13 protein-coding genes are annotated in these 15057 nt (G+C 66.1%); 5 read left to right on the forward strand and 8 right to left on the reverse strand.

The window, feature by feature from the left end:
- Positions 1-25 precede the first annotated feature (25 nt).
- On the reverse strand, positions 26-1210 hold the full coding sequence (locus NFT33_RS06055; protein ID WP_246606948.1) for an alpha-D-ribose 1-methylphosphonate 5-triphosphate diphosphatase: 1185 nt from the start codon (positions 1208-1210) through the stop codon (positions 26-28).
- 184 nt (positions 1211-1394) lie between these two features.
- Here NFT33_RS06055 and NFT33_RS06060 point away from each other — a divergent pair, with 184 nt between their 5' ends.
- Positions 1395-2087 (forward strand): DUF1045 domain-containing protein, encoded by a 693-nt coding sequence (locus NFT33_RS06060; RefSeq protein WP_251673901.1) that lies wholly within the window; start codon positions 1395-1397, stop codon positions 2085-2087.
- On the opposite strand, the gene NFT33_RS06065 is transcribed toward NFT33_RS06060, so the two are convergent.
- Positions 2077-2649, reverse strand: coding sequence for a hypothetical protein (locus NFT33_RS06065; protein ID WP_149504776.1), 573 nt, complete (start codon positions 2647-2649; stop codon positions 2077-2079). The genes NFT33_RS06060 and NFT33_RS06065 overlap by 11 nt on opposite strands.
- 228 nt (positions 2650-2877) lie before the next feature.
- Here NFT33_RS06065 and NFT33_RS06070 point away from each other — a divergent pair, with 228 nt between their 5' ends.
- Positions 2878-3231, forward strand: coding sequence for a hypothetical protein (locus tag NFT33_RS06070; RefSeq protein WP_251673903.1), 354 nt, complete (start codon positions 2878-2880; stop codon positions 3229-3231).
- On the opposite strand, the gene NFT33_RS06075 is transcribed toward NFT33_RS06070, so the two are convergent.
- Complete coding sequence (locus tag NFT33_RS06075) at positions 3174-3449, reverse strand: indolepyruvate ferredoxin oxidoreductase subunit alpha (protein ID WP_251673905.1); 276 nt, start codon at positions 3447-3449, stop codon at positions 3174-3176. The genes NFT33_RS06070 and NFT33_RS06075 overlap by 58 nt on opposite strands.
- Positions 3450-3666: 217 nt before the next feature.
- Here NFT33_RS06075 and NFT33_RS06080 point away from each other — a divergent pair, with 217 nt between their 5' ends.
- The 3 genes from NFT33_RS06080 (at position 3667) to NFT33_RS06090 (ending at position 9148) form a co-directional block, all read left to right on the forward strand.
- Entirely contained in the window at positions 3667-5610 is a 1944-nt protein-coding gene (locus NFT33_RS06080; protein ID WP_251673907.1) for a DEAD/DEAH box helicase, read from the forward strand.
- A 446-nt stretch (positions 5611-6056) separates the two neighbouring features.
- Positions 6057-6923, forward strand: a complete 867-nt coding sequence (locus NFT33_RS06085; protein WP_251673909.1) for a hypothetical protein — start codon at positions 6057-6059, stop codon at positions 6921-6923.
- Between the two features lie 2 nt (positions 6924-6925).
- Entirely contained in the window at positions 6926-9148 is a 2223-nt protein-coding gene (locus tag NFT33_RS06090; RefSeq protein ID WP_251673911.1) for a UvrD-helicase domain-containing protein, read from the forward strand.
- Positions 9149-9242: 94 nt separating this feature from the next.
- On the opposite strand, the gene NFT33_RS06095 is transcribed toward NFT33_RS06090, so the two are convergent.
- The 5 genes from NFT33_RS06095 to dnaA all read right to left on the reverse strand — a co-directional run.
- Positions 9243-9608 (reverse strand): nucleotidyltransferase family protein, encoded by a 366-nt coding sequence (locus tag NFT33_RS06095; RefSeq protein WP_251673913.1) that lies wholly within the window; start codon positions 9606-9608, stop codon positions 9243-9245.
- Positions 9605-10033, reverse strand: coding sequence for a nucleotidyltransferase substrate binding protein (locus NFT33_RS06100; RefSeq protein WP_251673915.1), 429 nt, complete (start codon positions 10031-10033; stop codon positions 9605-9607). Before NFT33_RS06100 ends, NFT33_RS06095 begins: the two co-directional genes overlap by 4 nt.
- Before the next feature lie 8 nt (positions 10034-10041).
- Positions 10042-12567, reverse strand: a complete 2526-nt coding sequence (gyrB, locus tag NFT33_RS06105) for a DNA topoisomerase (ATP-hydrolyzing) subunit B (RefSeq protein WP_251673917.1) — start codon at positions 12565-12567, stop codon at positions 10042-10044.
- A gap of 104 nt (positions 12568-12671) precedes the next feature.
- Positions 12672-13802 (reverse strand): DNA polymerase III subunit beta, encoded by a 1131-nt coding sequence (dnaN, locus tag NFT33_RS06110; protein ID WP_149504771.1) that lies wholly within the window; start codon positions 13800-13802, stop codon positions 12672-12674.
- A 44-nt stretch (positions 13803-13846) separates the two neighbouring features.
- The coding region (dnaA, locus tag NFT33_RS06115; RefSeq protein WP_251673919.1) for a chromosomal replication initiator protein DnaA at positions 13847-15057 on the reverse strand (1211 nt) is incomplete at its 5' end.

Below are 15057 nucleotides of genomic sequence, written 5' to 3' on the forward strand. Positions count from 1 at the left end.
TGCTCCGGTCCTGCCGGGTTTCGTGTCAGGCCACCCGACGCCCGCCGCGCCAGACGCCCAGCACCACCGGCTGACCCGCGACCTCGCGCACCCGCACCAGGTCGGCGCGCAGGCCGGGCGCGATCTCGCCCCGGTCGTGCAGGCCGACGGCGCGGGCCGGGGCCCGGCTGACCTTGGCGATGGCCTGCGGCAGCCGGGCCGCATCGGCCGGCTGCGCCAGGCTGCAGCGCGCCAGCGTCCAGGCCGCGGCCAGCAGCGTCGCCGGCACATAGTCGGAGGAGAGCGCATCGAGCACGCCGGCCTCGACCAGCGCCGCCACCGGCACGTTGCCGGCATGCGAATGGCCGCGCAGCAGATTGGGCGCGCCGCCCAGGGTCAGCAGACCCAGATCGGCCGCCCGCCGGGCGGCTTCCAGCGTGGTCGGAAACTCGCAGATCGAGGCGCCCAGCGCATGGGCCTCGTCGACATGCGCGGCGGTGGTGTCGTCATGCGAGGCCAGCGCCACCCCGAGCGCCCGGGCCAGCGCGACGAAGGCGCCGCGATTGGCCTCGGCCCGGCGGCCGCGCTCGCTCCCGGGGCCGTGCGGCCGGGCGATCTCCTGATCGAACTGCTGGCCGCTCCAGCCCTTCTTGCTGGTGAAGTACAGGCGCGCGCGCACCAGATCGCTCCACTGGCGCTGCCCGGGCGTGTGATCCATCAGCGACATCAGGCCGAGCCGGGGGTGTCCGGCATAGGGTTCGAACAGCTCCAGCGCATTGTCGGCCGGCAGCTCGCAGCGCAGGTGCAGCCGGTGGTCGGCGCGCAGCACGCCGGCCTCGTCGAGCGCATCGAGCACCGCCAGCATCTCGCTCTGGTCGCGGCCGCGAAAGCCCCGCCGGTAGGGATCGCCGATGCCGATCGCGTCGAAGACGGTGGTGATGCCGGCGGCGGCGATCTCGGCGTCATGCGCCTGCACCGCGCTCCAGGCCGGCTGCTGCACGCCCGGGCGCGGCATCGCGTGGCGCTCGTGGTTGTCGGTGTGCAGCTCGACCAGTCCGGGCAGCAGGTGGTCGCCCTCGAGGTCGATCGCGCCCGGCAGCCGCATGCGCCCGGCATCGATGTCGACGATGCGCCCGTCGCGCAGCCGCACGCTGCCGAGCATGACCTGATCCGCCAGCACCAGCCGTGCGCCGGTCAGGACTTTTTCTCCCTGCATGAGTGAATCTTGCATGTTCGCGAGTGTGACCGCCGTTGCTTGTGCGCGGATGTGCACGATTCACAGCTTCCGGAAAGGTACGCAGCGGTATTGAATTCGCAAATCTCTCACGGTGGGATGTCACGACCTGCCGGAACAAGGTAGTCTATGTGGCCTTGTCCGAACCTGATCTCCCGTCTGTCCCGGTTGTCCTGCCTCGATGAGTGCCCGCTACGCGATCTACCTGACTCCGCCTGTCGACCACCCGCTGTGGCAGTCCGGCTGCACCTGGCTGGGCCGAGATCCGTCCGGTGACGAGGCGCCGGCGGCACCGGCGCGCCGGGCCGCGCCGTGGCGCTACGGCTTTCATGCGACGCTGAAGACGCCGATGCGGCTGGCCGAGGGCTGCTCGCTGCAGTCGCTGCACCAGGCGCTGTGCGCGCTGGTGCGCACCGTGGCGCCCTTCGACATGCCGGCGCTCGAGGTGGGACTGTTCGAGGATCTGATCGTGCTGCAGACGGCCGGCCCGCTGGCCGAGGCCCATCCGCTGCGCGACCTGGCGGACCGCTGCATCACCGAGCTGGATGTCTTCCGCGAGCCCGCCACCCCGTCCGATCTGGCGCGCTGGCGGGTGCGTGCGCCGCTCGACGACGAGCAGCAGGCGCTGCTGTCGCGCTGGGGCTGTCCGCATGTGCTCGAGCGCTGGCATTTCCACTGCACGCTCAGCGACCTGATTCCCGACGAGGGCGAGCGTGCGGTCTGGCTGGAGCTGGCGCGCACCTTCTTCGCGCCGGCGCTCGAGCAGCCCTGGCGCTGCGACGCGCTGAGCCTGTTCGTCGAGCCCAGCGTCGGCGCGCCGCTGCAGCTGCTGCGGCGCTACGCCCTGAGCGGCCAGGACCAGCTCAGAAGCTGAAGCCGATCTTCGCGCCGACCGTCAGCGGATCCTGATCGAGGCCGCCGCGCTCGCGCGTGCCGTGCCAGCCCACATCCACGCCGGTCAGCAGCGCGCCGATGCGCCAGTTCAGGCCGGCGGCCACGCCCAGGCCCGGCAGCGTGCGCGCGGCGCTCGGGGCCTCGACCCGGAACAGGCCCAGGCTCGGGCCGGCGCCGATCGACAGGCCGTCACCCAGCGGCACGGTGTAGCGCGGCGACAGCGTCAGCGTGTCGAAGCGCGTGCCCTCGCGCGAGGCGTGGCTGTAGTTCAGATGGGTGCGGATGCGGCGGTCCGGCGTCTGCATCAGGCCGCACTGCAGCGCCAGCTCCAGACCCCAGGCGTTGGCGCTGCGGCCGGGATCCGGGTCGATGCGGCTGCCGGTCAGCGCCAGCGTCGCATCGGGCTTCCAGGCCGGATCGTTCAGCGCCGGCAGCCATTGCCAGCCATCGGCGGCCTGGGCGGCCGGAGCCGCGGTGATCACGAGGGCCGCCAGCAGGGCCGGCAGCAGCGAGACAGAGGGGCGTGCAGTTGCGATCTTCATGGCCCCAATCTAGACCGGCTGACGCGACGGGAACATGAGATCGATCATGTTCCGGTCCTTGTGCGGCCGCCTGTTCAGGACGGCCCAAGGCGCACGCATTGACAAATCACCGCGGCTGCGCCTCGGCGATCGCGATGCTCGTGGTGCCCCCGGATCGACGCCCCTTGACCCCGGGCGAAGAATGGGGTCCTGCGGCCCCTACAGTCGGCCGCGAGGAGGTCGTCGGCGATGGACATGCTGAAACGACTGCCCGGCTCGGTCCGGGCTGCGCCCGGGCTGGAGTGGGCGCTGTGGCGACGGCTGCCGGCGCTGCTGCTGTGGGGCACGCTGCTGCCGGCGTTGATCGTGCTGGCGCGTCACCTGATCGGCGAGGGCGGCACCACCGCGCAGGCCGAACGCGACCTGATGATCTGGACCTACAAGATGATCGGCCTGGTCGTGCTGCACTGGTCGCTGCTGCTGACGCTGGCGGTCGGCTGCTTCATCGTCCGGGTGATGAAGGGCCCGGCCTATGTGGCCGACGCCTACGAGATGGAAGAACTCGACCCGGATCCCTCGCCGCTGCCGCTGTCGGGCCGCTGAGGCCGCTCCATCCGGATCGCGCCGAAGGGGCAGCGCGGCTCGCACTTCGAGCAGCCGGTGCAGCCGGCCTCGTCCTCCAGCACCGAGCGCTTGCGCCAGGCCACCACCTGCAGCGACAGCACATGCGGCGGGCAGACCGCGACGCACCAGCCGCAGCCGGTGCAGCGCGCGGGGTCGATGCGTGGCAGGGGGCGGCGGGGAGTGGGTGTGGGCGGCATCGGCTGCCATCATGCCCGGTGCGCCTTCGCGGGCATGACGGGAGCGGCGACGCGCCGCCGCATCTCGATGCGGCGCGGTGGTACCCCACGGCCGTTCTGTGAAAAATGGCCCGCTTTTGTGTGGCTCCTGTGAGCCTGCATTCCGCTCCCGTTCGGTAGCTATGGTCTGCTTCCAGCCTGAACAAGAAAAAGCGATTCACGCTTCAGGGGTACGGACGTGGCCATCTTTCCACAGGGATACCAGAACATCGCGGCGCGTTGCCGCAACACGGAGGACGGCGGCGCCGAGCGGCGCGTGCTGCGGCAGCTCCAGCGCTGTCTGGAGGACGACTATCTCGTCTGGCACAACGTGCCGGTGGGCAACAAGGGGCGCCTGCCGGACTTCGTGGTGCTGCATCCGGGCCGCGGCCTGCTGGTGCTGGAGGTCAAGGGCTGGCGGGCCGGCGCGCTGCACCAGGTCTCGCGCCACGATGTCGAGCTGAACCTGGCCAACGGTCAGGGGCGGGTGAGCCGGATCCACCCCGGCCTGCAGGCGCGCGGCTACGCGATCGAGCTGGTCAACCAGATGCAGCGCGATCCCTGCCTGTGCCAGACCGAGGGGCGCCACAAGGGCAATCTGGCCGTGCCCTGGGGCAGCGGGGTGGTGTTCGCCAACATCGAGCGCCAGCGCATCACCGATCCGCACTGGGACGAGTTCTTTCCGCCGGCCACCACGCTGACCCGCGAGGATCTGGCCGAGGATCTGGATCCGGCCGTCTTCCAGGAACGGCTGTGGGGCATGTTCACGGTGGAGTTCCGCCTGAAGACGGCGCTGACGCTGCCGCAGCGCGACCGCATCCGCTGGCACCTCTTTCCCGAGATCCGGCTGCAGACGCAGGCCTCGCTGCTGGACGAGGACGGCGACGACGCGGGCGAGCCCGGCGCTGCGGCGGCGCCGTCGCCGAGCGAGGCGCTGATGCTGGTGATGGACCTGCAGCAGGAGCAGCTCGCGCGCTCGATGGGCGAGGGGCACCGGGTCATTCACGGCGTGGCGGGGTCGGGCAAGACGATGATCCTGGTCTACCGCGCCCAGCAGCTCGCCGCCGCGGCGCGGCCGGACTGGCCGATCCTGGTGCTCTGCTACAACCGGCCGCTGGCGGCGCGCATCGACGCGCTGATGCGGCAGCGGGGGCTGGACGAGCGGGTGCAGGTGCGCACCTTCCACGGCTGGTGCTACGACATGGCCGACACCTACCAGCTCGGCATCCCGAAGAAGGGCTTCCGGCCGGACTACGACGCGCTGGCCGACCGGGTGGTCGAGGCGGTGGCGCATGGCCGCATCCCGCGGGCGCAGTACGCGGCGTTGATGATCGACGAGGCGCACGATTTCGAGGATGCGTGGCTGCGGCTGGCGCCCCAGCTGGTCGATCCGGCGACGAACTCGCTGCTGGTGCTCTACGACGACGCGCAGTCGATCTACCGCCAGCCGCGCCGCAAGTTCAGCTTCGCCAGCGTCGGCATCGAGGCGCGCGGGCGCACCAGCGTGCTGAAGGTCAACTACCGGAACACGGCCGAGGTGCTGAAGCTCGCCACCGCGACCGCCGGCCAGCTGCTGCGCGGCGGCGAGCCGGACGGGGCGGTGGACGGCCCAGGTGAGGGCGACAGCGACATCGTGCAGCAGACCCCGCTCGGCGCCGGCCGCAGCGGCCCCGCGCCGGAACTGCTGCGCGGACGCACGCCGCGCGAGGAGGCCGAGCTGGTCGCCGAGCGCCTCGCCGAGGCGCTGGCGGACGGCGTGTCCCCGGCCAACATGGGCGTCCTGGCGCGCCGGCACGACCTGCTCGACCCGGTGGAAAAGGCGCTGCACCTGCGCGGCATCCGCACCCAGCGCCTGCAGCGCGCGGGAACGTGGGAGCCGGACAGCGTCAAGCTCACCACGCTGCACGCCTCCAAGGGGCTGGAGTTCCACACCGTCGCCATCGTCGGGCTGCAGGCCGTGCCGGACGCGCACCACAGCGAGGAGGAGGAATGGCGCCTGCTGTATGTGGCGATGACGCGGGCGACGTATCGGCTGGTGCTGGGGGCGTGTGGGGAGTCGGGGGCGGTGGAGCGGGTTGCGCTCGGGCTGGATGCGCGGGCGGGTGTCACGGTGAGGTATTCGCCAATCGCTGCGGAAGCATGACCGTGAGTTTTCAGGATCGGAGTCGGTACTTTGACCCATGGTAGACATTTCGTTGCGATGGCTGTCAATGGCTACGGATGATCTTAAGTTTTTGATTTATTAAACCGGCAATTAAAGGCATTATGTTGGAAAATTTGTAAGTAATTGATTTGCAGGGGAAAACATCGGATTCATGTCATGTAAATAGTTGCCGGTTTAATAAAAAAGAAAATTTTGTCCACATAGACGGTGCTGTCAGTCGGCTTTGCTTGTCAGGGCCGTGGCTTTGACATCAAGGTCACCACAGGTCTGCTCATGCTTTTTCGAGGCTTGCGCTGTGCTTTGAAACGGATGAGTCGTGTCGTTTGTGTGTAAATTTGCCGATTTTGGGTGGTGCGTGGTGAAGCCCCGGTATCGGCTGGGCTTGTTCCTCTTATTATCTGATTTTTTGATCCGGGAAAATACAGATGAACGACTTCTTCACGTCAATCGATGATACAGAAGATGTGCGTCAAGGCGACATAATCCGCCAGCTCGATCCTACTAAGACGGGCGTGGTAAAAAAGCTGGGGGTCGTGATAACGGCGGATTGCGATATCGCAAATAGGAAGGCCGGAGATCGCTACACTTTGTTGGAAATTATGCCGATGGCCGCCTATATCGAGGGGCCTTGGGCGCAGGAGCAGCTGCGCAAGCTTTCCGAGAAGCGTTCGAAACCGATTTGTCAGCAACTCACGGGGCAGATACGCAAGCTGAAAGTTGACGTTGCAGATCTGACCCATGAATCCCTTGTGCAGTGGCTGCGCGACAAAACCGCTGCAGAAATTCTGACTAGCACCACTGGCCAGAAGCCATCGCCGGATTCCAAGCAGCTGCGCGACCTCCAAGGCTTCGCGCTCACGGTGATCGCCGAGGAAGGCACTAGCGCTTTCGATCGGCTGAAAGATGCCTGGAAGCTTTTTGGCACCGACGAGAAGACTCAACAGGACAGTGTTCGCAACGCTTTCAAGGATGGTGGTGGCTTCCAAGACTACTTCGTACTCCCGGAGTTGCCCAGGCAGAGCGGTCTTGGATTCGTGGTGATGCTGCGTTCGATGTGGGCCATTATGGCGCCGGAGCTTTACCTCACTGAGCAGGACGCTCGTATCGATGGCCACCCAGGTGCCTTCCATCGTGTCGGCCGCCTCAACGATGGTATCCGGTTTGCGATCACCCAGAAGCTTGCGTTCTTGTTTTCTCGTATTGGCATGCCTACGACATTCGAGTCCGCCTGCGAGGCAGCGACCGAAATCACGGTTGAAGAATTCTTCAAGAAGCACATCAAGGAGGTGTGACTATGAATGATTGCAATAGCGACATCATCTCTGCTGTCGTCATCGATAAAAAGGCTATCCGAATTTTGGACCGGGGGTTCGTAGAAGATATTTGGTTTCGGAAATTTGAAGTGCCGCAGAACACTGACGGCCTTCGCCGTGTGCAATCCGGTGACATCGTCTACCTGCTGTCCGAGGAAGCCGAGCTCGAAAGCGGCTACTTGGTCATCAACACCGAAATTTTCGCCAATACTGTTGGATTGGCTAAGCCGCGTATTGCCTTCGATCGGGTGATCCGCGTTGCGCTACGACATTTCGAGCGCGGCATTGCAATTCCGATCCAATGGCAACCCTATCACATGGGCTCCCGGCTTTCGGTATACGGGCAGTCCTCTCGTAACGTCAGGCAACGCATTTATTTTGATCAGGCGCCAGACGTGGATGGCAATCTCTATGCATTTGCCGTCACAGAGAACCCGGAAGACCTGGCCGGCGTACCTGAGGACCGTGCGCTGTTTGAGCGCGCGATGGATGGCCTCTGCGATGCCCTGCTGACGGAGCCCTCGGCCCCGCCACCCGTTGGAAACTTCGGCGTCTTGCTTTCCGAACCGCTCGGCGTTCGGTTGTCAAGTTCTGGGACGCTGCAGGAGTGGTACGACCAACGCCTGAACCGCGAGCAACGCAAATTCGTCGATCAGCCGCATGACGGGCCCGTGAGGCTGCGTGGTGCCGCAGGCACTGGCAAGACACAGTCTATGGCGGTGAAGTGCTTGCGCGATCTGTATGCCGACGCGGACGGCGACAAGACGTTCGCTTTCCTGACCCACAGTTCGGCTTTGGCTCATACGGTGGTGCGGTCCATGCTCCATGCGCTGGACCCCACAGAACGGTGGTCGTCGTTGAAAACACCTTCCGGCCAACCTAGACTGTGGATCGGCACTATCTACGAACTTGCGCAGGAGAAACTGGGTTACGAAAAGAAGGGTTTGAGGCCGCTGTCGCTGGACGGCCGTGATGGACGTGATTACCAACGGATGCTCATCGAACAGGCCATTCGCGTGGTTGTGCAAGAACCTCGCATCGTGCTTGACCTCTTTCCCCGCTGTCAAGACTTGGAGAAGCGCCTGCGGAATTTTTCCGAAGACGTTTCCCTCGTTGACGAGCTCATGAACGAGTTTGCCTGCGTGCTGGATCTGGATTCCATCAAGAAGGGCACCCAAGAAGCCCATCGCTACGCGCGCGGTTCCAGGGATGCTTGGCAGATGGTCTTGCCAACTGAGGCCCACCGGTACGTTGTTCTCGAAATCCACGACGTCTACCGGACTCTGTTGATGGAGGAGAAGATGCTGGGATTGGATCAGATGGTGGCGGACTTTGCGCGCTATCTTGGCACTCATGAGTGGACTGCCCTACGTGAACGTGATGGTTTTGACCTCGTGTTCGTCGATGAGTACCACTACTTCACCCGTGTAGAAGCCATGCTGCTTCACAACCTATTCAAATCGCGGGCTCAGGTCACCGGCCGGTGGCCGCTGCTCATGGCGTACGACATCAAGCAAGGGTCCAGTGACGTTGCCATAAGCGGCGGGATGGAGAAATTTCGCAATCCGGGCGTTGGCGAGTCGGTGCTGAATGAACTCAAGCAGGTGTATCGATCAACGCCTCAGATCACGGATTTCCTGCGCGACATCGACGCATCCTTCCCGGCAATAGATCTGGAGGGTGAGTATGCAACCTACGTCGCCGAGTCGCAGCAGGGCGACGGCGAGACGCCGACCCTAGCGGTGTACGACACCGACATCAAGCTTGTCGATAGCGTCTTCGATCAGGCCACGCGCCAGGCTCGCAGCATCGATGGCGGCGGCAGTCAGGTGGCGGTACTGTGCTTAAACGAGACGCTGTTCGACAAGATCCGTGTCGCCGGCCGAGTGCAGGAAAAGTTCGTGGCGATCACTACGCGTGAAGACCTGAAAGAACTGCGCTACGCCAAGAACAAATGCGTCTTCAGTATGCCCGAGTACGTCGCTGGGCTGCAGTTCCACACCGTGTTCCTCATCCATGCTGATAGCGCGGACTATGACGAAGGCCAAGGACAAGGGGCCCGTCGGCGATACGTGTCACGCGTCTACCTCGGTGCCAGTCGGGCTACACAAAGGGTCTTGATCAACAGCTCACGGGAACACGGCGGCCCTAGCCAGTTGTTAAACGTGCCTCTGGCCAACAAAACTTTGCGACGAGCGAACTGAGCTAGGTTCCCTCGTAAGCTCTCCTACAAGTAGACAGCAGAAACCCGAGAATGCAGCCCAGCCCAAAAGAATCGAGCCGATGAGGGCGCGCGGTTCAGCGAGAACCGGACCGTTGCGATCCCGAAAGAAGCAGCAGCCGCGCCGCAGCGATCCGCGCCCTGAAAGCCTCGTCGAGCGTGGTCCAGTCGACCACGTCGACCCGCCAGGGCAGATCGGATTCGGAGAATGCCTCCGCCAGTGCGGCTTGCTCGTCCAGCGTGAGCGCATGGGCGCCGATCACGGCCAGATCGAGATCCGACCAAGGCTTGGGCGGATGCGCGCCGCCACCGGCGCGTGAACCGAAGGCCCAGACTTCCCGTCCGGGCAGCAGCCGGGCCAGGATCTGCCGGACGAGGGCCAGATGGTGCGGCTCGATCGACAGCCGTGCTGCCAGAGCCGCCTCATTGGCCGGCGCGGTCATCCCCGGCGCTCCAGCGCTTCGAGCAGCCCGCGCGCATCGGCCACGAAGGGGCGGATGCCTTCATAGACCTGCCGCGCCTTGCCCACGTCATAGGTATGCGAGGTCGTGCCGCGCATCTGCCGGTAGCGAAACCAGGCCTCGACATCCCGCACCAGCCCCTTTTCCGCCCCGACCCGCAGCAGGTCGCGAAAGCCGAGCTGGTCGGTCTCTCCCGGCGTGGCCGCTTCCGCCTCGATCTGGCGCTTCAGCATCTTCGTCGCCAGCTCGTAGACGAACTCGAAGTTCTGGATGACGCCTGCGAACAGCGTGTTGCGCACCGCGTCCGACTGCGCCTGCAGCCACGCCACGTCCTCGGTGACGCGCAGGCTGTCCTCCAGCGAGGTCAGGGCGCGGCGCAGCGGGGTGAGGTCGAGGGTGAAGGCCACCGTGAACGTCAGGCGTCGATGTTCGCCGCCCTCAGCGCATTGCTCTCGATGAAGTCGCGCCGCGGCTCGACCTCGTCGCCCATCAGCATCGTGAAGACCTTGTCGGCCTCGATGGCGTCCTCGATCTGGACCTTGAGCAGGCGGCGGACCGTCGGGTCCATCGTGGTTTCCCAGAGCTGCTCGGGGTTCATCTCGCCCAGGCCCTTGTAGCGCTGGCGGCCGACCGAGCTTTCGGCCTGCTGCAGCAGCCAGGCCATCGCGGCGCGGAAGTCGGCGACGCGGATCTCCTTCTGGCGCTCGCCCTCGCCGCGGCGCGCGACCGCCTCGGGCGTCAGCAGGTCCTTGAAGGTGCGGCCGGCCTCGCTCAGCGCCTCGTAGTCGGCGCCGTGCACGAAGTCGGCGGTGATGACGCTGCTCTTGACGTTGCCGTGGTGGCGGCGGCTGATGCGCAGGTAGGGCTTGTCGCTGCGCGGGTCGATCTCGGCGCTGACCTCGGCGTCGTGCAGCGCGGCCTTCAGCGCCTCGGCGCTGGCGGCGGCGCGCGCGGCGTCCTCCAGGTCCAGGGTCAGGCCGTCGCTGATCGCGCGCAGCGCCTCGACGTCCATCCAGTTCGACAGCCGGTCGATGACGTTGGCGGCCTTGACGTACTGGCCGGCGAGCCGGTCCAGCGCCTCGCCGCGGATGGCCTCGCGGCCCTCGCCGGGCTCGACCACCGCGCCGTCCAGCGCCACCCGCACCAGGTACTCGTCCAGCGCGGCGGCGTCCTTCAGGTACTGCTCCTGCTTGCCGTGCTTGACCTTGTAGAGCGGCGGCTGCGCGATGTAGATGTGGCCGCGCTCGACCAGATCGGGCATCTGGCGGTAGAAGAAGGTCAGCAGCAGCGTGCGGATGTGGGCGCCGTCCACGTCCGCGTCGGTCATGATGATGATGCGGTGGTAGCGCAGCTTGTCCGGGTTGAAGTCGTCGCCGCCCATGCCCTGGCCGATGCCGGTGCCCAGGGCGGTGATCAGCGTCAGGATCTCGTTGCTGGACAGCAGCTTCTCGTAGCGCGCGCGCTCGACGTTCAGGATCTTGCCGCGCAGCGGCAGGATCGCCTGGAACTTGCGGTCGCGGCCCTGCTTGGCCGAGCCGCCGGCGGAGTCACCCTCGACGATGTAGATCTCGCACAGCGTCGGGTCCTTCTCCTGGCAGTCGGCCAGCTTGCCCGGCAGGCCCAGGCCGTCGAGCACGCCCTTGCGGCGCGTCATCTCGCGCGCCTTGCGCGCGGCGTCGCGGGCGCGCGCGGCGTCGACGATCTTGCCGCAGATGGTCTTGGCGTCGGTCGGGTTCTCCAGCAGCCAGTCGGTCAGCAGGCGGCTGACGATGTCCTCCACCGGCGCGCGCACTTCCGACGACACCAGCTTGTCCTTCGTCTGCGAGCTGAACTTCGGCTCCGGCACCTTCACCGAGACGACGCAGGCCAGACCCTCGCGCATGTCCTCGCCGCTGATCTCGACCTTCGCCTTCTTGGCGATGTCGTTGTCCTCGATGTACTTGTTGATGACGCGCGTCATCGCCGCGCGCAGGCCGGTCAGGTGGGTGCCGCCGTCGCGTTGCGGGATGTTGTTGGTGAAGCAGAGCACCGACTCGGAGAACGCGTCGTTCCACTGCATCGCCACCTCGACGCCGATGGTGGTGCCCTGGTCGCTCTGCTTCTCGCCGACGGCGTGGAAGATGTTCGGGTGCAGGACCTTCTTGCCCTTGTTGACGAACTCCACGAAGCCCTTGACGCCGCCGGCGTAGGCGAAGTTGTCCTCCTTGCCGCCGTTGCGCTCGTCGACCAGGCGGATCTTCACGCCGTTGTTCAGGAACGAGAGCTCGCGCAGGCGCTTGGCCAGGATGTCGTAGTGGAACTCGTTGTTCTGCTGGAAGATCTCGGTGTCGGGCAGGAAGTGGACCTCGGTGCCGCGCTTGTCGGTCTCGCCGGTGACGCGCATCGGGCTGGTCTCGACGCCGTCGCGCAGCTCGATCACCCGGTCCTGCGGCACGCCCTTGCGGAAGTCGATCTGGTGCACCCGGCCGTCGCGGCGCACCGTCAGGCGCAGCCACTTCGACAGGCCGTTGACGCAGGACACGCCCACGCCGTGCAGGCCGCCCGACACCTTGTACGAGTTCTGGTTGAACTTGCCGCCGGCATGCAGCTCGGTCAGCGCGATCTCGGCGGCCGAGCGCTTCGGCTCGTGCTTGTCGTCCATCTTCACGCCGGTCGGGATGCCGCGGCCGTTGTCGATGACCGAGATCGAGTTGTCGGTGTGGATGGTGACGACGATGTCGTCGCAGTGGCCGGCCAGGGCCTCGTCGATCGAGTTGTCGACGACCTCGAAGACCAGATGGTGCAGGCCGGTGCCGTCGGAGGTGTCGCCGATGTACATGCCCGGGCGCTTGCGCACCGCTTCCAGCCCTTCCAGGATCTGGATGCTGCCCTCGCCGTAGGCGGCGGAGGCGTCCGCGGTGGCCGGGATCGGAGTGGGGGAGGGCAGGTTCAGGTCGCTCATGTCGCTCTTGCAGAAAGGCCGGAGCGGGCCGGAGCCCGCTCGGGTGATGGGTTCACGCCATGCCGGTCGGTCTGACATTGTCGCCGACCGGGCCGCCGGGGCGGTCAGATGCGCATCGGCATGACCACGTACTTGAAGCCGCTGTCGTCCGGACGGGTGAACAGCGCCGAGCTGCCGGCGTCCTGCAGCGACAGCGTCACCATCTCCTGGTCCATGTTGGACAGCACGTCCATCAGGTAGGTGACGTTGAAGCCGATCTCGATGGTCGGGCCGTCGTAGTCGATTTCCAGCTCTTCCTTGGCCTCTTCCTGCTCGGCGTTGCTGGAGGCGATCTTCAGCAGGCCGGTCTCGAAGTTCAGGCGCACGCCCTTGAACTTCTCGCTGGTCAGGATGGCCGCACGCTGCAGGCTGGTCAGCAGCGCGGCGCGGCCCAGCGTGACGTGGTTGCGGTGGTTCTTCGGGATGACGCGATTGAAGTCGGGGAACTTGCCCTCGACCAGCTTGGTGACGAACTCCATGCCGCCGAAGACGAAACGCGCCTGGTTGGTGGCGAAGCCCATCTCGATCGGCGCACCCTCGTCGTCCTTGGCCGCCTTGCCGCTGTCCTTGAGCAGGCGCTGCAGCTCCAGCACCGTCTTGCGCGGCAGGATCACCTCCTGCTTCGGGATCTCGACATCGAGCGTGGCCTGGGCGAGGGCCAGGCGGTGGCCGTCGGTGGCCACCAGCGTCAGCGTGTGGCCCTCGGCGACGAAGAGAATGCCGTTGAGGTAGTAGCGGATGTCATGCACCGCCATCGCGAAGTGCACCTGGTCGATCAGGTGCTTGAGCGTCTTCTGCGGCACGCTGAAGGTCGGGCCGAAGTCGGCCGCCTCCTGCACGAGCGGGAAGTCGTCGGCGGGCAGCGTCTGCAGCGTGAAGCGGCTCTTGCCGCCCTGCAGCGTCAGCTTGTTCTGGGCCGCGCTCAGCGTGACGATCTGGTCGCCGGGCAGCGTGCGCAGGATGTCGATCAGCTTGCGCGCGCCCACCGTGATGCTGAAGTCGCCGGCGTCGCCGCCCATCTCGGCGCGGGTGCGCACCTGGATCTCGAGATCGCTGGTGGTGAACTCGCATTCCGGGCCCTGCTTGCGCAGCATCACATTGGCCAGGATCGGCAGCGTGTGGCGACGCTCGACGATGCCGGAGACCGCCTGCAGGGCGGCGAGGAGTTTGTCCTGCGGTGCTTTCAAGACGATCATGAGGTGGGTCTCTGCGGTGGGGTGGTTCCGTCCTGTGGACTCGCTCAGCCCTTCAGGGTCTGCTCGAGCACATGCAGCTGCTGGTTCAGTTCGGTGTTCTTGTGGCGCTCCTCGGCGATCTTGCGCACCGCGTAGAGCACCGTGGTGTGATCGCGCCCGCCGAAGAGCTCGCCGATCTCGGGCAGGCTCTTCTGCGTCATCTCCTTGGCCAGGTACATCGCGATCTGGCGTGGCCGCGCGATGCTGGACGGGCGCTTCTTGCTGTACATGTCGGCGATCTTGATCTTGTAGAAGTCGGCGACCGTCTTCTGGATGTTTTCGACCGAGATCTGGCGGTTCTGGATCGACAGCAGATCCTTCAGCGCCTCGCGCGTCAGCGCGATGTTGATCACCTTGTGGCTGAAGCGCGAGTAGGCGACGACCTTGCGCAGCGCGCCTTCGAGCTCGCGCACGTTGGCGCGCACGTTCTTGGCGATGAAGAAGGCGACCTCCTCGGGCATCGCGCAGCCCTCGGCCTCGGCCTTCTTCATCAGGATGGCCACGCGCATCTCCAGCTCCGGCGGCTCGATGGCCACCGTCAGGCCCGAGTCGAAGCGGCTGGTCAGGCGCTCGTCGATGTCCACCAGGCCCTTGGGGTAGGTGTCGCTGGTCATGACGATGTGCGCGCGCTTGGACACCAGCGCCTCGAAGGCGTTGAAGAACTCCTCCTGCGTGCGGTCCTTGCCGGCGAAGAACTGCACGTCGTCGATCAGCAGCAGGTCGAGCGAGTGGTACTTGGCCTTCAGCTCGTCGAAGGTCTTGCGCTGGTAGTTGCGCACCACGTCCGAGATGAACTGCTCGGCATGCAGGTAGAGCACGCGCGCGTCGGCGCGCTCGCGCAGCATCGCGTTGCCGACCGCGTGGATCAGGTGCGTCTTGCCCAGGCCGACGCCGCCGTACAGGAACAGCGGGTTGTACATGCCGCCGGGCGAGCCGACGACATGCAGCGCGGCGGTGCGCGCCATCTGGTTGGCGCGGCCCGGCACCAGGGTGTCGAAGGTCAGCAGCGGGTTGATGCGCCCGCGGGTGTTGGTCGGCGCCGAGGGCGGCGGCACGGTGGGGATCAGCAGCGCCGGCGCAGCCAGGCCGGCCTGAGCGGGCGCCGGCGCCGGAGGCACCTGCCGGGCGACGATCGGCGCCGGTGCGGCGGCCCGGGCGGATGATGTGCCGGACGAGGCGGCGGGCGCCGGGGCGGGCGAGGGCGAGTCCTCGGCGC

The sequence above is a fragment of the Sphaerotilus sp. FB-3 genome, assembly GCF_023706025.1.
In the GTDB taxonomy this organism is placed as follows: Bacteria; Pseudomonadota; Gammaproteobacteria; order Burkholderiales; family Burkholderiaceae_C; genus Sphaerotilus; species Sphaerotilus sulfidivorans.